Origin of the sequence: Streptomyces sp. CMB-StM0423 (assembly GCF_002847285.1) — a bacterium.
Classification (GTDB): Bacteria; Actinomycetota; Actinomycetes; order Streptomycetales; family Streptomycetaceae; genus Streptomyces.
Genome location: NZ_CP025407.1, coordinates 2,977,549 through 2,994,372, shown reverse-complemented (window position 1 = coordinate 2,994,372; position 16,824 = coordinate 2,977,549). Strand labels below are relative to the sequence as shown.

Sequence of the window (16,824 nt, the reverse complement as noted above, 5' to 3'; positions counted from 1 at the left end):
CCCGCCGCCGGGCACCGCTCTACGCGCGTAGGATGGCGCAAATCGTGACGAGAGAGAGGTGCCGCATGGCGGAGGACAACAGAGGCGCGCCGGCCGGGAACGTGCCCGACCTGGAGCGGATTCGGCGGGCGCCCAAGGTGCTGCTCCACGACCACCTCGACGGCGGTCTCCGTCCCGGCACCATCGTCGACATCGCCCGCGAGACCGGCTACGACGGGCTGCCCGAGACCGATCCCGCGCGGCTCGGCGTCTGGTTCCGGGAGGCCGCCGACTCCGGGTCGCTGGAGCGGTATCTGGAGACCTTCGCCCACACCTGCGCCGTCATGCAGACCCGCGACGCGCTCGTGCGGGTCGCCGCCGAGTGCGCCGAGGACCTCGGCGCCGACGGCGTCGTGTACGCCGAGGTGCGCTACGCCCCCGAGCAGCACCTCCAGGGCGGGCTCAGTCTGGAGCAGGTGGTCGAGGCGGTCAACGAGGGCTTCCGCGAGGGCGAGCGGCGCGCGCACGCCGCCGGGCACCGCATCCGCGTCGGCGCCCTCCTCACCGCCATGCGGCACGCCGCCCGCTCGCTGGAGATCGCCGAACTCGCCAACCGCTACCGCGACCTCGGCGTCGTCGGCTTCGACATCGCCGGCGCCGAGGCCGGCTTCCCGCCCACCCGCCACCTCGACGCCTTCGAGTATCTGAAGCGCGAGAACAACCACTTCACCATCCACGCCGGCGAGGCATTCGGCCTGCCGTCGATCTGGCAGGCGCTGCAGTGGTGCGGCGCCGACCGGCTCGGCCACGGCGTACGGATCATCGACGACATCCACGTCGCCGAGGACGGCACCGTCAAGCTCGGCCGGCTGGCGGCGTACGTGCGCGACAAGCGGATCCCGCTGGAGCTGTGCCCGACGTCCAACCTCCAGACCGGCGCCGCCCCCTCGTACGCCGAGCACCCCATCGGGCTGCTGCGCCGGCTCTACTTCCGCGCCACGGTCAACACCGACAACCGGCTCATGAGCGGCACGAGCATGAGTCGTGAGTTCGAGGAGCTGGTGCGCACGTTCCACTACACGCTGGACGACATGCAGTGGTTCACCGTCAATGCGATGAAGTCGGCATTCATTCCTTTCGATGAAAGGCTGGCGATGATCAACGACGTCATCAAGCCCGGATACGCCGGGCTGAAGTCGGAGTGGCTTTTTCGCTGACCTGCTCTGACCTGCGAGTTCGGACGTCCGCCGGTTCGCGGGGCGATGGTCCTACGATCCGCGGATGGGGCCGTACGGACCAATTTCGGGACCGGCGGGGCGGTCTTTGCCGCCGCGATATCCGGCTGGCTACGTTTCTCATTGCCGCTGGATATCCGCAAGGACGAGGATCTGAATTCGATGAAGACCCGCAAGATCGTCGGTACCGCACTGCTCGGCGCCGCCTTCGCCGCCGCCGCGGCGGGCACCGCCTCCGCCGCGCCCGTCCCCGGCCTGCCCGACCCGGTCGGTCAGTTGACCTCGCCGCTGGAGTCGGTCACCGGCTCGGAGGTGGCGGGCAACAACGGCACCCCGAACGGTGCCGCCAACGCCCAGCCGCCGTCCCTCGGCCAGCTCGGCGCCCTGACCAACGTGCTTCCCGTGGGCGACGCGCTGCCGCTCTGAGGCCCGTACGCAGCGAAGCCGGGGCCGGCATCCCTCATGGATGCCGGCCCCGGCTCCGTGTCGTCGGAGTCCGTTCTCACCAGGCCGGGTGCTGCACCTTCTCCTCGCTGGGCATCAGCGCCCACAGCGCCAGGTAGAGCAGGAACTGCGGGCCCGGCAGCAGGCACGACACCAGGAAGATGACCCGCACCGTCGTGGGGGTGGTGTCGAAGCGCCGGGCCAGGCCGGCGCACACTCCGGCGATCATCCGGTCGTCGCGCGGTCTCATCGGCATGGCCATGGCTGCGTCACTCCTCGGGTCGGCGTTCGCGGCCCGCCGTGTGTGGGCCGGTGATTCCACCGTAGGCACACAAGCCGGACGAAACGTCGCCCTACGGGGCGATCTCCACCCTGGTGATTCTCGGGGTCGTGCCCTGAGCCTTCCCGTCCGCCGTACGCTCCGCCGCTTCCGCTGCCGGCTCTTCCGTCCCGGCCGCCTCCTCCGCGTGCGCCGCGCCCGCCGCGCGGCCCGCGGGGTGCCGCCGGCGCAGCCGCGCGCGCGTGGCCGGGACCACCGCCAGATGCGCCAGCGCGATCCCCAGGATGTAGAGCAGCATCGTGTCCACGTTCGCGACCTGCCCGGGCACCGTGGTCTTCAGCAGCTCGACGACCAGCGCCAGCATCGAGCCCGCGAAGACGGTCCGCGCGAACGACCCCGCCACCGACGCGTTGACCCGGCCGCCGATCAGCGGCAGCAGCACCCCCGCGGGGGCCAGCACGAGCAGCGACTCGACGGCGTACCGCAGCGCCGACCACGGGTCATCGCCGAACTCCGCCCGGATCGTCGTGAGCGGTCGCAGATTCGCCGCGTCAACCCACGGCACGGCGTTGGGGCGGAGCGTAAACCACCAGACTGCGGTCAGATGCAGGACTAGGAGGACAACGCCGGCCACCCGGAATCTCAGGGCGGCCGTTCCGCCCGTCGCATGGCGCTGCACGCAGGCAAGGACGCCGCTACCGACCCGTACGGTTCCCGCCCTCCGCCGGCCGTGTGGTGATCTTCGGTACGGAGCCTCCTCAGCCGACCAGCCGGCGGCGCCAGTCGAGCCCCGTGACGGGTATCGACCGGCCCGGATCGCCGTCCCACTCGGTCCGCAGACCGGCATCCGCGAGGGCGGCGACCACCTCGTGCCCGACGGCCGCGGTCGTCTCGGACGAGCCGTCGAACCCGCCGTAGTTGAGCGTGAGCCCGCCGTCCGCCGCCGCGGACTCCGACGACTGATGGAGGAAGTAGACGAAGCCGCGCGCGTCCCGCTCGCCCGCTCCGCCTATCCCGGCATTGCCGCAACTGCGGCAGCAGGCGAAGTGCTCACGCGCGGTGATGCCCGCCTCCCGCAGGGTCGCGAAGGCGCGGGTGAGCCGCTCGGGGTCCGTCTCGCCGTGCCAGCCGGCCTGCTCGGCGGCCCGCTCCAGCCACAGCCGGTCGGCCAGCGCCCTGGCCTGCGGGGCGGAGACGGGCCTGCGGTCCACGGTGACGAGGAACTCCTCGGCGCACTCGGCCAGTTCCGCACGGGTCGCGTACCCCGCGGCCAGCATCTCCCGGACCCGCCGCTCCAGCTCCGTACGCTCCCCTTCGCCGAGGTCGAGCGGCGGCACCCCGGGCGCGGGGGTGATGTCCGCGCGGGACCAGGACAGCCCCGCCGCCCAGCCGGCCTCCTCGCGCGCCCAGCCGGTCAGCGCCGTGATCACGGCCTCCGGGCCGCCGGCCGTCGCGGCGAAGTGCCGGTCGGCGCCGCCGTCGCGGTGCTCCACCGCGTACTCCCCGCCGGCGTCGTGCCAGACCTGGGCGAAGACGTCGGGCAGGTCGGGGATCCGCTGGAGCACGAGGAAGTGGTCGCCGGCGCCGCCGATCCGCCGGACCAGCCCCGCCAACTCCGCCGCGGACACGCGCACATGCCGCTCCCCGCGCTCCGTCTTCACCACGATCCCGAGCATGCGGACACTGTGGCACACGCCACTGACACCGCCCCCCGCACGGCCGCCGACACCGGGCCCGCGCGCCGGAAGGCTCAGGCCGCGGGCTCGCCCACGGTGTTCTCCGGCGCCCGCAGCGCGTCGTCGGTGCAGCGGTACGTGTACGGCGGGTCGCCCGCCTCCGGCCCCGCCAGCACCGCCGTACGCTCCTCGCCCGCCGCGTACGTGCACACGAGCTGCGCCAGCATCGGCGACCCCAGCCCCTGCGGGTCCCGGCTCAGCCGCACCGTGCCCGCCGGATCCCCGGACAGCCCGTCCGCGACCCGCAGCCCGGAGACGGCGGTGGAGTAGCCGGCCTGCTTCTCGTCCTCGCCCGGCTCCCGCTCCAGCTCCGCCAGCATCCGCGCCGCCAGCTCCGTACCCGCCAGGTCGTCGGGGACGGACCGGGGCACCGGGGCCAACTGCGTACCGCACACCAGATACACCGCCCGCACCGTCTCGCCGTCCGCCGACCTCGCCGCCGGCGAAGGACCGCCCGGCGCGCACTCCGCCCGCGACGGCGCGCTGCCGGCGTCCACCGGCACGGACGTGGGCCGGATCCCGCACCCGGTGGCCAGCACCGCGACGGCGACCGCGGCAACCGCCGCCAGGGCGGGGAAGACCCGCCGGTTCGAGGCTGCCGCCCTCACTCGTCCTCCTGCTCCAGGGCCTCCGCCGCCGCCGACGAGTCCCGCGGCAGCCGCAGCGTGAACACCGCCCCGCCCGCCGGGTCGTTGGCCGCGGTGATCGTACCGCCGTGGATCCGGGCGCTCTCCACCGCGATGGACAGCCCGAGGCCGCTGCCGTCGGAGCGCGGGCGCGCGGTGTCCGCCTTGTAGAACCGGTCGAAGACGTGCGGCAGTACCTCGGCGGGGATGCCGGGCCCGTTGTCCTTGACCTCGATGACCAGATCGCCGGCGCCGGGCGCGTCCGCCGTGGTGCGCACCGATACCCGCACGGGGGAGCCGCCGTGCTTGAGCGCGTTGCCGATGAGGTTGGCGAGGATCACGTCCAGGCGCCGCGGGTCGAGGCGGGCGACGATGCCGCGGTCGGCGTCCAGCTCCACCGCGTCCAGCCAGGCGCGGGCGTCGATGCAGGCGGTGACCAGGTCGGCGACGTCCACGTCGTCGAGTACGAGCCGGGCGGTGCCCGCGTCGAAGCGGGTCACCTCCATCAGGTTCTCCACCAGGTCGTTGAGCCGCCGGGTCTCCTGCACCACGAGCTGCACCGCGGGCGCGATCATCGGGTCCAGGTTCTCCTGCTCCTCCTCCAGCACCTCCGACACCGCGGTCATCGCCGTCAGCGGCGTGCGCAGTTCGTGCGACATGTCCGCCACGAACCGCCGGCTGGACTTCTCCCGCTCGCTCAGCTCCTCCACCCGCTGCTGGAGCCGCTCCGCGGTCTGGTTGAACGTCCGCGAGAGGTCGGCCAGTTCGTCCGTGCCGGTCACCCGCAGCCGGGTGTCGAGCTTGCCCTCGCCGAGCCGCCGCGCCGCGTCGCCGAGCCGCTGCACGGGCCGCAGCACGGTGGACGCGGCGCCCTGCGCGAGCAGCGCGGAGCCGATCAGGGACAGTCCGGTGGCGATGCCCAGCGACCAGGCAAGCGAGTTGAGGTCCCGGCGCTCGGAGTCCAGGGACTTGAACATGTAGCCGGTCCAGTCGGTGCCGATCACCCGGGCGCCGCCGACGAGATACGGCGTGCCGTCCATCGTCACCCGCTGCCAGTACAGGTGGTACGGCCACTTGCCGTCGTCGCGCCGCTGGTCGACCGCCGTCTTCAGCGTCTTCGGCACGTCGTGCAGGGTGAACGACGGGTCGGAGCGCTCCACGCAGCCGGGCTCGCCGCCGCTGCCCCCGCCGCCGGAGATGAGTATGACGTCGAAGTTCTGGGTGGTGCTCGACAGCCGCCGCGCGGCCTTGGCGAGGTCCGTACAGCCGGCCCGCAGGTCCAGCTCGCCGCTCTCGTCCTGGAGCGACTCCCGGAAGTCCTTCAGCGAGGCGTCCTGGGTGCGGGTGAGCACCGAGTCCCGGTTGAGCCAGTACGCGATGCCGGCGACCGACACCGCCGAGACCAGGGCCACCAGTGCGAACACGATGACAAGACGCAGTCGCAGGCTGATCCAGCGCAGCAGCCCCGCCGCCCAGCCGCGTACGAGCCCCTGCCGCCCCTGCGCGTCGGCGGGGCCCGGACTCACGAGGGCGGATCCAGCCGGTAGCCCACTCCGCGTACGGTTTTGATCAGTGTCGGCGCGGACGGCACGTCCTCGACCTTCGCGCGCAGCCGCTGTACGCACGCGTCGACCAGCCGGGAGTCGCCCAGGTAGTCGTGCTCCCAGACCAACTGCAGCAACTGCTGGCGCGACAGCGCCTGGCCGGGCCTGCGGCTCAGCTCCAGCAGCAACCGCAGCTCCGTCGGCGTCAGTTGCAGATGCTCGCCGTCCTTGGTGACGGTCATCGCGGAGCGGTCGATGACGACGTTGCCGAAGGTGGCCGAGTCGGTGGTCTCCCGCTCGCCGCGGCGCAGCACCGCGCGGATCCGGGCGTCCAGCACCCGGCCCTGCACGGGCTTGACGACGTAGTCGTCGGCGCCCGACTCCAGGCCGACCACCACGTCGATGTCGTCGCTGCGCGCGGTCAGCAGGATGATCGGCAACTGATCGGTGCGGCGGATGCGCCGGCACACCTCGAAGCCGTCGATGCCCGGCAGCATCACATCCAGCACGATCAGGTCGGGCCGCTGCTCGCGCAGCAGCTTGAGCCCGTCCTCACCGGTCGCCGCGGTGGTCACGCGGTGGCCCTGGCGGGAGAGGGACATCTCCAGCGCGGTGCGGATGGCGTCGTCGTCCTCGATCAGCAACAGAGAAGGCACGCGGGTCATTCTGGCAGGGCGCGCCGGAAGGGGCGAGTTCGCTGTCATCACGGCCTCCGGAAGGGCCCGTGTAAGGGGCATCAGCCCCTGTTGCACGCCTGTGACAGTCGGCGGACAGCGCGATGAAGTCGGGACGACAGGATTCTGGGCGTCGGGCAAGCCCGGCATGACAGGACCGACCGAAGCAGACTCCACCGGCGGGGGGCGTGAGATGAACGCACTGCACGACAGCACCACCAGCGCAGCGGTTCACACACGCCTGCACGCCAAGGGGGGGAGTGCTGAGGGGATGGCTCCCGCCCGCGCCTCGCGCGGTGCGGGGGAGTCCGGTGCCGCAGCCGCGCGGGGGTGCGGTCGCGGCGCCGGGCGTCGTCCTCCTTACATGGTCGCGATCGCGGGCAGTGCGGGCCCCGGGGGGACCGGCGTCACGCCGGCGGGGACCGGACCGGCCGCGGACCCGGGGGGGAACACCAGGGGGGACGACGGGGGGAAGAAGGCGTACGGAGAGGTGCCGGGGGAAACGGTCGGCACGCAGGCCGGGACCGCCGCGGAGGCTGACAGCACCGCGGCGTTCACCGCCTACGTGGCCGAGCGCCGCGCCTCTCTGTACGCCACCGCCTACCACCTGACCGGTGACCGGTTCGAGGCGGAGGACCTGCTGCAGAGCGCACTGTTCTCCACCTACCGGGCCTGGGACCGGATCAGCGACAAGGCGGCGCTGGGGGGCTACCTCCGCCGCACCATGACGAACCTGCACATCAGTGCCTGGCGCCGACGCAAGCTCGCGGAGTACCCGACCGAGGAACTCCCCGAGGCGCCGGGGGAGTCGGACGCCATGCGCGGCACGGAGCTGCGCACGGTGCTCTGGCAGGCGCTGGCGCGGCTGCCCGAGATGCAGCGCACGATGCTCGTGCTGCGCTACTACGAGGGCAGGACCGACCCGGAGATCGCCGACGTACTGGGGATCAGCGTGGGGACCGTCAAGAGCAGTATCTGGCGCTCGCTGCGCCGGCTGCGCGACGACGAGGCGCTGAGCTTCGGGCGGGACCGGGAGGAGTCGTTCGAGGAGCTCGTGGCCTGAAGGGGCCGATGACCGGGACGGGGGGACCCGGGGCCACGGGAGGGGAAAAACGGGGGGAAATCGGGGGATAACGGGGGAACGGGGGGAGGACCGCGAGACCGTACGGGGCCGGGGGGTGCCCGTGGGGGCTCGGGGGGAACGGGGGATCGGGGGACGAGCCGGGGCCGGACGCGCGGGGGGTGCGTCCGGCCCCGGCTCGTTACCAGGGCCGGGGCGGCCGGCTAGTAGGCCGAGCCGCTCACGCCCAGGCTGCCCGTCGGGTGCCAGACCGTCTTCGTCTCCAGGAACGCCGTCAGCCGGCCCGTCCCCGGGTCCGCCGTCCAGTCGTACGGCGGCCGCGGGCGCAGCACCCGCTTCAGGTTGTCCGCCGCCGCGACCTCCAGCTCGCGCGCCAGCTCCGCGTCCGCGCCCGTCAGGTCGATGGCGTTGACGTCCTGGTGCGCGGCCAGCGTCGGCGCGATCTCCGCGGTACGCCCCGAGAGCACGTTGACGACCCCCCCGGGTACGTCCGACGTGGCCAGCACCTCCGCCAGCGACAGCGCCGGCAGCGGCCGCTCCTCCGCGGCGACGACCACCGCCGCGTTGCCCGTGGCGATCACCGGCGCCAGCACCGACACCAGTCCCAGCAGCGCCGACTCCTGCGGCGCCACGACGGCGACGACGCCCGTCGGCTCCGGCGCGGAGAGGTTGAAGTACGGTCCGGCGACCGGGTTTCCGCCGCCGGCGACCTGGGCGATCTTGTCGGTCCAGCCCGCGTACCAGACCCAGCGGTCGATCGCCGCGTCCACCTGCGCCGCCGACTTGGCCTTCGACAGGCCCTCGGCGTCGGCGACCTCCGCGACGTACTGCTCGCGCCGCCCCTGGAGCATCTCCGCCACCCGGTAGAGCACCTGGCCGCGGTTGTACGCCGTGGCGCCCGACCAGCCGGCGACGGCCTTGCGGGCGGCGACCACCGCGTCCCGGGCGTCCTTGCGGGAGGCGCGGGGCGCGTTGGCGAGCCAGCGGCCCTTCGCGTCGGTCACCTCGTACACCCGCCCGCTCTCCGAGCGGGGGAACTTCCCGCCCACGTACAGCTTGTAGGTCTTGAGGACCGACAGCCTCGCATCCGCCTGTGTCATCGCAGGTACGCCTCCAGCCCGTGGCGGCCGCCCTCGCGGCCGAAGCCCGACTCCTTGTAGCCGCCGAACGGCGAGGTCGGATCGAACTTGTTGAACGTGTTCGCCCACACGACGCCCGCCCGCAGCCGGTCGGCCACCGCCAGGATCCGCGAGCCCTTCTCCGTCCACACCCCGGCGGACAGCCCGTACGGCGTGTTGTTGGCCTTCGCGACCGCTTCCGCGGGGGTACGGAACGTCAGCACCGACAGCACCGGGCCGAAGATCTCGTCGCGCGCGATGCGGTGCGCCTGCGTGACGCCGGTGAAGAGCGTCGGCGCGAACCAGTAGCCGCTGCCGGGCAGTTCGCAGGGCGCCGTCCAGCGCTGCGCGCCCTCCGCGTCGCCGGCGTCCGCCAGCTCCGTGATCCGGGCGAGCTGCTCGGCGGAGTTGATGGCGCCGATGTCGGTGTTCTTGTCCAGCGGGTCGCCCAGCCGCAGCGTGGTGAGCCGCCGCTTCAGCGACTCCAGCAGCTCGTCGGCCACCGACTCCTGCACCAGCAGCCGGGAGCCCGCGCAGCAGACCTGGCCCTGGTTGAAGAAGATGCCGCCGACGATGCCCTCGACGGCCTGGTCGATGGGCGCGTCGTCGAAGACGATGTTGGCGCCCTTGCCGCCCAGCTCCAGCGTGAGCCGCTTGTCCGTGCCGGCGACGGACCTGGCGATCTCCTTGCCGACGGCCGTGGAGCCGGTGAACGCGACCTTGTCGACGTCCGGGTGCGCGACGAGCGCGGCGCCCGCGTCCCCGTAGCCCGGCAGGATGTTGACCACCCCGCGGGGCAGGCCGGCCTGGCGGCAGATGTCGGCGAAGAACAGCGCGGACAGCGGGGTGGTCTCGGCGGGCTTGAGCACCACGGTGTTGCCGCAGGCCAGTGCCGGGGCGATCTTCCAGGCGAGCATCAGCAGCGGGAAGTTCCACGGGATGACCTGGCCCGCGACGCCCAGCGGCTTCGGCTCGGGGCCGAAGCCGGCATGGCCGAGCTTGTCCGCCCAGCCCGCGTAGTAGAAGAAGTGCGCGGCGACCAGCGGCAGGTCGGCGTCCCGGGTCTCCCGGATCGGCTTGCCGTTGTCCAGCGTCTCCAGCACCGCCAGCTCGCGCGAGCGCTCCTGGATGATGCGGGCGATACGGAACAGGTACTTGCCGCGCTCCGCGCCCGGCAGCGCCGACCAGGAGGTGAACGCCCGCCGGGCGGCGGCGACCGCCCGCTCGACGTCCGCCTCGCCGGCCCGCGCGACCTCGGAGAGCACCTCCTCGGTCGCCGGGGCGACGGACTTGAAGACCTTGCCGTCGGCGGCCTCGGCGAACTCGCCGTCGACGAACAGGCCGTAACTGGGCGCGATGTCGACGACCGAGCGGGACTCGGGCGCGGGCGCGTAGGCGAAGAGCTTGTGTTCTGCGGTCATGCGGCTCGGACCCCCTCTAGTCCACGGTCACGTAGTCGGGGCCGGAGTAGCGGCCGGTGCGCAGCTTCTGGCGCTGCATGAGCAGGTCGTTGAGCAGGCTGGAGGCGCCGAAGCGGAACCAGCGGTTGTCCAGCCAGTCGTCCCCGGCGGTCTCGTTGACCAGCACCAGGAACTTCACCGCGTCCTTGGCCGTGCGGATGCCGCCCGCGGGCTTCACGCCGACCTGCACGCCGGTGGCCGCGCGGTAGTCCCGGACGGCTTCGAGCAGGACCAGGGTGTTGGCGGGGGTGGCGTTCACGCCGACCTTGCCGGTCGAGGTCTTGATGAAGTCGGCGCCCGCCAGCATGCCGAGCCAGCTCGCCCGGCGGATGTTGTCGTACGTGGACAGCTCGCCGGTCTCGAAGATCACCTTCAGCCGGGCGCCGGCGGCGGCCTGCCGCACCGCGCGGATCTGCTCGTAGACCTCCAGATAGCGGCCGGCGAGGAACGCGCCGCGGTCGATGACCATGTCGATCTCGTCGGCGCCCGCGGCCAGCGCCGCCCGGGTGTCGGCGAGCTTCACCTCCAGCGCCGCCCGCCCGGAGGGGAAGGCGGTGGCCACCGAGGCGACCTTGACGCCGGAGCCGGCCAGCGCCTCGGCGGCGACGGCGGCCAGGTCCGGGTAGACGCAGACGGCCGCGACCTCGGGCGTCGTCCGGTCCGTGGGGTCGGGGGTACGGGCCTTGGCGCACAGCGCGCGCACCTTGCCGGGGGTGTCGGAGCCCTCCAGCGTGGTCAGGTCGATCATCGAGACCGCCAGGTCCAGCGCGTACGCCTTGGCGGTCGTCTTGATGGAGCGGGTGCCCAGGGCGGCGGCGCGGGCCTCCAGGCCGACCGGGTCGACGCCGGGCAGACCGTGCAGGAAGCGGCGGAGCGCGCCGTCGGAGGCCGTCACGTCCGCGAGGGACGCCGGTGGGCCCGCGGCTGCGGTGGGTATGCGGGGCATGGTCACCACACGAGCATATCTACCCGCGTAGCGTCCCGGGAGTGGGCATACGGTCCTGGCGGATCGATGCGCGACCGCAATGCCGGCGCGATGTCCGGATTCCGGAGCCGTCGGGCACAATCGGCGGCATGAGCAAGGACACCCCGGACACCCGGCCGAAGTACGCCGACCGCGCCTACCGCTCCGTCGCGGGCATCGCCGCCGGTGTGCTGCTGCTCGTCCTCGGCGGCTGGCTCGGCGCGGACGCCCTGGTCCGCGGCAGCGGGCAGGCGCGGGCGATCGCGGTGGCGGCGCTGGTCGCCGGGGTGCCGATGGTGGTGTCGCTGACGCTGCGCCCCGTGGTGTACGCGGGCGAGGAGCGGCTGCGGGTGCGCAACCCGTTCCGCACGATCGTGGTGCCGTGGGGCCGGGTCGAGGAGATCCGGGCGGGCTACTCCAGCGAGGTCGTCACCGAGGACGCCAAGTACCAGATGTGGGCCATCCCCGTCTCGCTGCGCGCCCGCAAGCGGGCCAACCGCCGCCGGGACCGCGCGGCCGGCGGCGGCGGGCTCTTCAGCCCGTCCAGCCGCACGGCCCTGTCCGACCCGGCGATGCGCCGCCCCGGCGGCACGGGCGCCGGGGACCTGGACCCCTCGGCGGGCGACCTGACGCCGATGGCCGACAAGTCGATCCGCGAGCTGCGCGAGCTGGCGCACACGTACGCCGACCGCGAAGGCGCGCAGGGGCCGGTCTCGGTGCGCTGGGCGTACGAGATCCTGGGTCCCGCCATCGCGGGCAGCCTGGCCCTGATCATCGCCATCGCCGTGGGCTAGCGCAGCCTCCGCCGCTCATGACGTCCCGTGACCCAGGGGCAACTTCGTCGTGAGAGGTCGCCGCTGTACCCCCTGATTTCTCCTTGCGCCGCCCGCATCTCCATAGATTGTGCTTGCGGCGGCATGACCGGCCGCGTCAGTGGGGGCCTTGGCGGCGGCGGATACGGGGAGACGGGGCGGGAAACGGGATGGCACGGGCTCGTGTCGAGCCGACCTCCGGCGACGCCGGCCTGCCGGTTCAGCTCGTTGACCCGGTCCCGTACGTCAGCAGCCCGCTGCGCGGCATCCCCGACTGACGGGTGGGAGGACTTCCTGTTCTGGCTGGCCTCGGACCGTAAGAAGGCCCGGAGGATCACCCGCCTCATCGCCGGGATCCAGCGCACCCCCTTCGAAGGTATCGGCAAACCCGAACCTCTCAAGGCAGACCTTTCGGGCTACTGGTCCCGTCGCATCGACGACGAACACCGCCTCGTCTATCGCGCCGACGACAGGAAGTGAAGATCCTCAAAGCCCGCTACCACTACAGCGACTGAGCGCATGCCGCGGTGGTGCCCCGGCGTCCGGCCGGGGTGTCAGAGGCCGGCTGCCGTGGACAGGTCCGTCTTGAGTTCCGCCAGGACCGCCGTCGCGGTCGCCCGTGCCGCCGGGAGGCCCGGGTGGCCGGCCGGGACCGGGATCACGGCCTCCAGGTAGCACTTCAGCTTCGGCTCCGTGCCGCTCGGGCGGACGATCACCCGCGCCGCTGCCACGCCCCGGGCCTCGTCGCCCCCCAGGGTGTAGCGGAGGCCGTCCGTCGGGGGCAGCGCCGGGGTGCCCTTCGACAGGTCCTCGGCCAGCGTCACCCGCAGGCCCGCCGCCGAGCGGGGCGGGGCCGTGCGGAGGCGCCGCATCGCCGTCGCGATCACGTCCAGGTCCTCCACGCGGACGGAGAGCTGGTCCGTGGCGTGCAGCCCGTGCTCCACCGCGATGTCGTCCAGCAGGTCCTGGAGCGTACGGCCCGCCGCCTTCAGCTCCGCCGCCAGCTCCGCGACGAGCAGGGCCGCGGTGATGCCGTCCTTGTCGCGGACGCCGGCCGGGTCGACGCAGTAGCCGAGGGCCTCCTCGTAGGCGTAGCGCAGGCCGTCGACCCGGGCCAGCCACTTGAAGCCGGTCAGCGTCTCCTCGTACGGCAGGCCCGCGGCCCGCGCGATCCGGCCCATGAGCGACGAGGAGACGATGGACGCGGCGAAGGTGCCCGCGGCCCCTTTCCGTACGAGGTGCGTGGCCAGCAGGGCGCCGACCTCGTCGCCGCGCAGCATCCGCCAGCCCGCGCCGCCGTCCGCCGCCGCGTCCGGTACGGCCACCGCGCAGCGGTCCGCGTCGGGGTCGTTGGCGATGATCGCGTCGACGTCCCCGTCCCCCGCCGCGCGGGCCGTGGCGAACGCCAGGTCCATCGCGCCCGGCTCCTCCGGGTTGGGGAACGCGACGGTCGGGAAGTCCGGGTCCGGCTCCGCCTGCGCCGCGACCTGCACCGGGGCCGGGAAGCCGGCGCGGGTGAAGGCGGCGGCGAGGGTGGCGCCGCCGACGCCGTGCAGCGCGGTGTGCACGGTCCGTACGTCACGGGGGCCGCCCGCGGTGACGACCGCGGCGGCCCGGTCGAGGTACGCCTCCACGACCTCCTCGCCCAGCAGCTCCCAGCCGTCCGCCGGACGGGGCACGTCCGCGAGCGGGCCCACCGCCGCGATGGCCTCGGCGATCCCGGCGTCCGCGGGCGGGACGATCTGCGAGCCGCCGCCGAGGTAGACCTTGTAGCCGTTGTCCCGCGGCGGGTTGTGGCTGGCGGTGACGGTGACGCCGGCGACCGCGCCGAGGTGCCGGATCGCGAAGGCCAGCACCGGCGTCGGCAGCGGGCGGGGCAGGACCGCGGCCCGGAAGCCGGCGCCGGTCATGACGGCCGCGGTGTCCTCGGCGAAGGCGTGGCTCTTGTGCCGGGCGTCGTAACCGACGACCACCAGGCCGCCGCCCGCGCCCTGCTCGTTCAGGTACGCGGCCAGCCCCGCGGCGGCGCGGATGACGACGGCCCGGTTCATCCGCATCGGCCCCGCGCCCAGCTCACCGCGGAGCCCGGCGGTGCCGAACTGCAGCGTGCCGGCGAAGCGGTCCGCCAGGGCGGCGGTGTCGCCGGCCCGCAGCAGGGCCGCCAGCTCGGCGCGGGTGTCGGGGTCGGGGTCCTCGGCGAGCCAGGCCCCGGCCCGGGCGGCGAGCGCGGCGGGTTCGCCGGCAGCGTCTGTAGTCACCGGTTGCCGTCCTCAGTCACTGTCGTCTTCTCCGTCCGTCCCGGCTGGTCGTCCCCGGCCCGTCGCGGCGTACGCCCCGGCGCGTACCGCCTGAAGCTGCACGCCCGGCGCAAGCTTCACACCCGGCGCAGCACCTCGGCCAGCAGCCCGCCCATCCGCGCCGCCGAGTCGCGCCCCGCCTGAAGTACCTCCTCGTGGCTCAGCGGCTCGCCGGTCATGCCCGCCGCCAGGTTCGTCACCAGCGAGATCCCCAGCACCTCGGCGCCCGCCTCGCGGGCCGCGATGGCCTCCAGGACCGTCGACATGCCCACCAGGTCGGCGCCGAGGCGGCGGAGCATCTCGATCTCGGCCGGCGTCTCGTAGTGAGGTCCTGGCAACTGGGCGTAGACGCCCTCTTCCAGGCTGGGGTCCACCTGCTTGCACAGCGCCCGCAGCCGCGGCGAGTACAGATCCGTCAGGTCGACGAAGTGCGCGCCCTCGATCGGCGAGGACGCGGTGAGGTTGATGTGGTCCCCGATCAGCACCGGCTGGCCCGGCCGCATGCCCTCGCGCAGCCCGCCGCAGCCGTTGGTGAGCACCACGGTCTTGCAGCCCGCCGCCGCGGCCGTGCGCACGCCGTGCGCCACGGCGGCGACGCCGTGGCCCTCGTAGTAGTGCGTACGGCCGAGGAAGACCAGCACCCGTTTGTCGCCCAGCCGGTACGAGCGGATCCGCCCGGCGTGGCCCTCCACCGCGGGCGGCGGGAAGCCGGGCAGGTCGGTGATGCGCAGCTCGTGCTCTGGCGCGCCCAGCGCTTCCGCCGCCGGTACCCAGCCGGAGCCCATCACGAGGGCGACGTCGTGGGTTTCGGCCCCGGTGAGCTCGCGGAGGCGGTCGGCGGCGGCCGCCGCGTCGGGGGCGGCGTGCGGAGTGGATGCGTTCACGCGGACGAGCCTAGCCCGTCACCCCCTACGCGCGTAGAAGCGGCCCCCCACTGGACGCCCGCCGCCCCGCGCGGGAGCCGCCGGCCGCGGCGGGGGACAATGGGGTACGTGACTCGGATCGTGATCATCGGTGGAGGCCCCGGCGGGTACGAGGCGGCGCTCGTCGCCGCGCAGCTCGGCGCGGAGGTGACGGTCGTCGACTGCGGCGGCCTGGGCGGTGCGTCGGTGCTCACCGACTGCGTGCCGTCGAAGACGCTGATCGCCACCGCGGAGGTGATGACGACCTTCGACTCCTCGTACGAGGAGCTGGGCATCATCGTCGCGGACGACACGCCTCCGGAGAAGCAGGCCGCCCGCGTCGTCGGCGTGGACCTGGGCAAGGTCAACGCCCGGGTGAAGCGGCTGGCGCTGGCCCAGTCCGAGGACATCACCACGAGCGTGACGCGCGCCGGCGGCCGGGTCGTACGGGGCCGCGCGAGCGTCTCGCCGCAGCAGGCCCCGGACGGCTCGCGCACGGTCCGGGTGACCGGGGCCGCCGCGGGCGAGCCGGCGGAGCTGGTCGCGGACGCGGTGCTGGTCGCCACCGGCGGCAGCCCGCGCGAGCTGCCCGACGCGCAGCCCGACGGCGAGCGGATCCTGAACTGGAAGCAGGTCTACGACCTCGACGAGCTGCCCGAGGAGCTGATCGTCGTCGGCTCCGGCGTCACCGGCGCGGAGTTCGCGGGCGCGTACCAGGCGCTCGGCTCGCGGGTCACGCTGGTCTCCAGCCGGGACCGGGTGCTGCCGGGCGAGGACCCGGACGCGGCGGCGGTGCTGGAGGACGTCTTCCGGCGCCGCGGCATGAACGTGATGAGCCGCTCCCGCGCGCAGGGCGCCAAGCGCGTCGGCGACCGGGTCGAGGTGACGCTCAACGACGGCCGGGTGATCACCGGTTCGCACTGCCTGATGGCGGTCGGCGCGGTGCCCAACACCCGCGGCATCGGCCTGGAGGAGGCCGGGGTGCGGCTGACGGACTCCGGGCACATCTGGACCGACAAGGTGTCGCGCACGAGCGCGCCGGGCATCTACGCGGCGGGCGACTGCACGGGGATCTTCGCGCTCGCCTCGGTGGCGGCGATGCAGGGCCGGATCGCGATGTACCACTTCCTCGGCGAGACCGTCGCGCCGCTGCGGCTGAAGACGGTCTCCGCGAATGTCTTCACGGACCCCGAGATTGCCACGGTGGGTTACCAGCAGTCGGATGTGGACGAGGGGCGCATTGATGCACGGGTGATGAAACTGCCGCTGCTGCGCAACCCGCGGGCCAAGATGCAGGGGGTGCGGGACGGATTCGTGAAGCTGATCTGTCGCCCCGGCACCGGGATCGTGGTAGGGGGCGTGGTGGTCGCACCGCGGGCCAGCGAGCTGATCCACCCCATCTCGATCGCCGTCGACAACAATCTGACCGTGGAACAGATCGCGAAGGCGTTTACCGTCTATCCCTCGCTGTCGGGGTCGATCGCCGAGGTCGCGCGGCAGCTCCAGGCCAGCAAGCCGGGCGGCGACGAGTAGGCCGGGACCTGGTCGGGCCCCGGTCGGAACTCCGTCGGGACCCGGTCGGGACCCGGTCCGGCCCGGAGGGTCTGGAGGGAGCAACCGAGCGCCCATACCACCTTCGGATGTCGCCAAGGAGCATTTTCTTCTCATCGAC

Annotated in this window: 16 protein-coding genes and 1 pseudogene; 6 read left to right on the top strand and 11 right to left on the bottom strand. The window is 73.3% G+C overall.

Annotated features, from left to right (window positions below; translation table 11 throughout):
- Nucleotides 1-65 precede the first annotated feature (65 nt).
- The gene (locus CXR04_RS12655; protein ID WP_101422011.1) at nucleotides 66-1,196 is read left to right on the top strand and encodes an adenosine deaminase; all 1,131 of its coding nucleotides are present in this window, start codon (nucleotides 66-68) and stop codon (nucleotides 1,194-1,196) included.
- 180 nt (nucleotides 1,197-1,376) lie between these two features.
- A complete protein-coding gene (locus CXR04_RS12650; RefSeq protein WP_101422009.1) occupies nucleotides 1,377-1,640 on the top strand; it encodes a hypothetical protein in 264 nt (87 codons plus the stop codon).
- Nucleotides 1,641-1,716: 76 nt separating this feature from the next.
- Here CXR04_RS12650 and CXR04_RS12645 read toward each other — a convergent pair whose 3' ends face one another.
- The 6 genes from CXR04_RS12645 to CXR04_RS12620 form a co-directional block, all read right to left on the bottom strand.
- Entirely contained in the window at nucleotides 1,717-1,920 is a 204-nt protein-coding gene (locus CXR04_RS12645; RefSeq protein WP_101422006.1) for a PspC domain-containing protein, read from the bottom strand.
- 91 nt (nucleotides 1,921-2,011) lie between these two features.
- Nucleotides 2,012-2,572, bottom strand: coding sequence for a VanZ family protein (locus tag CXR04_RS12640; protein WP_442802372.1), 561 nt, complete (start codon nucleotides 2,570-2,572; stop codon nucleotides 2,012-2,014).
- A gap of 124 nt (nucleotides 2,573-2,696) precedes the next feature.
- Nucleotides 2,697-3,614 (bottom strand): DUF6891 domain-containing protein, encoded by a 918-nt coding sequence (locus CXR04_RS12635; protein WP_101422003.1) that lies wholly within the window; start codon nucleotides 3,612-3,614, stop codon nucleotides 2,697-2,699.
- A 74-nt stretch (nucleotides 3,615-3,688) separates the two neighbouring features.
- A complete protein-coding gene (locus tag CXR04_RS12630; protein WP_101426336.1) occupies nucleotides 3,689-4,213 on the bottom strand; it encodes a hypothetical protein in 525 nt (174 codons plus the stop codon).
- Between the two features lie 65 nt (nucleotides 4,214-4,278).
- A complete protein-coding gene (locus CXR04_RS12625; protein ID WP_101422001.1) occupies nucleotides 4,279-5,826 on the bottom strand; it encodes a sensor histidine kinase in 1,548 nt (515 codons plus the stop codon).
- Nucleotides 5,823-6,500, bottom strand: coding sequence for a response regulator transcription factor (locus CXR04_RS12620; protein ID WP_027771656.1), 678 nt, complete (start codon nucleotides 6,498-6,500; stop codon nucleotides 5,823-5,825). Before CXR04_RS12620 ends, CXR04_RS12625 begins: the two co-directional genes overlap by 4 nt.
- Nucleotides 6,501-6,711: 211 nt before the next feature.
- On the opposite strand from CXR04_RS12620, the gene CXR04_RS12615 reads away from it, so the two are divergent.
- Nucleotides 6,712-7,581: a SigE family RNA polymerase sigma factor gene (locus tag CXR04_RS12615; protein ID WP_199850452.1), complete on the top strand. Its 870-nt coding sequence runs from the start codon at nucleotides 6,712-6,714 to the stop codon at nucleotides 7,579-7,581.
- 221 nt (nucleotides 7,582-7,802) lie between these two features.
- Here the strand turns inward: CXR04_RS12615 and CXR04_RS12610 are convergent, their stop codons facing one another.
- From CXR04_RS12610 to deoC, 3 genes are read right to left on the bottom strand one after another with little or no spacing between them, the layout of a single operon-like run.
- On the bottom strand, nucleotides 7,803-8,699 hold the full coding sequence (locus tag CXR04_RS12610) for an aldehyde dehydrogenase family protein (protein WP_101421997.1): 897 nt from the start codon (nucleotides 8,697-8,699) through the stop codon (nucleotides 7,803-7,805).
- Nucleotides 8,696-10,138: an aldehyde dehydrogenase family protein gene (locus CXR04_RS12605; protein WP_101421995.1), complete on the bottom strand. Its 1,443-nt coding sequence runs from the start codon at nucleotides 10,136-10,138 to the stop codon at nucleotides 8,696-8,698. Before CXR04_RS12605 ends, CXR04_RS12610 begins: the two co-directional genes overlap by 4 nt.
- Nucleotides 10,139-10,154: 16 nt before the next feature.
- Complete coding sequence (gene deoC, locus CXR04_RS12600) at nucleotides 10,155-11,123, bottom strand: deoxyribose-phosphate aldolase (protein WP_199850628.1); 969 nt, start codon at nucleotides 11,121-11,123, stop codon at nucleotides 10,155-10,157.
- Nucleotides 11,124-11,251: 128 nt separating this feature from the next.
- Between deoC and CXR04_RS12595 the strand changes: the two genes are divergently transcribed.
- Nucleotides 11,252-11,935 (top strand): PH domain-containing protein, encoded by a 684-nt coding sequence (locus CXR04_RS12595; RefSeq protein WP_101421993.1) that lies wholly within the window; start codon nucleotides 11,252-11,254, stop codon nucleotides 11,933-11,935.
- 246 nt (nucleotides 11,936-12,181) lie between these two features.
- A pseudogene (locus CXR04_RS12590) lies at nucleotides 12,182-12,468 on the top strand (Txe/YoeB family addiction module toxin).
- A gap of 39 nt (nucleotides 12,469-12,507) precedes the next feature.
- Here CXR04_RS12590 and CXR04_RS12585 read toward each other — a convergent pair.
- Both CXR04_RS12585 and CXR04_RS12580 read right to left on the bottom strand, forming a co-directional pair.
- The gene (locus tag CXR04_RS12585; RefSeq protein ID WP_101421991.1) at nucleotides 12,508-14,211 is read right to left on the bottom strand and encodes a phospho-sugar mutase; all 1,704 of its coding nucleotides are present in this window, start codon (nucleotides 14,209-14,211) and stop codon (nucleotides 12,508-12,510) included.
- A 116-nt stretch (nucleotides 14,212-14,327) separates the two neighbouring features.
- Nucleotides 14,328-15,134: a purine-nucleoside phosphorylase gene (locus tag CXR04_RS12580; RefSeq protein WP_101421989.1), complete on the bottom strand. Its 807-nt coding sequence runs from the start codon at nucleotides 15,132-15,134 to the stop codon at nucleotides 14,328-14,330.
- Nucleotides 15,135-15,233: 99 nt separating this feature from the next.
- Between CXR04_RS12580 and CXR04_RS12575 the strand changes: the two genes are divergently transcribed.
- Nucleotides 15,234-16,685: an NAD(P)H-quinone dehydrogenase gene (locus CXR04_RS12575; RefSeq protein WP_101421987.1), complete on the top strand. Its 1,452-nt coding sequence runs from the start codon at nucleotides 15,234-15,236 to the stop codon at nucleotides 16,683-16,685.
- Nucleotides 16,686-16,824 lie beyond the last annotated feature (139 nt).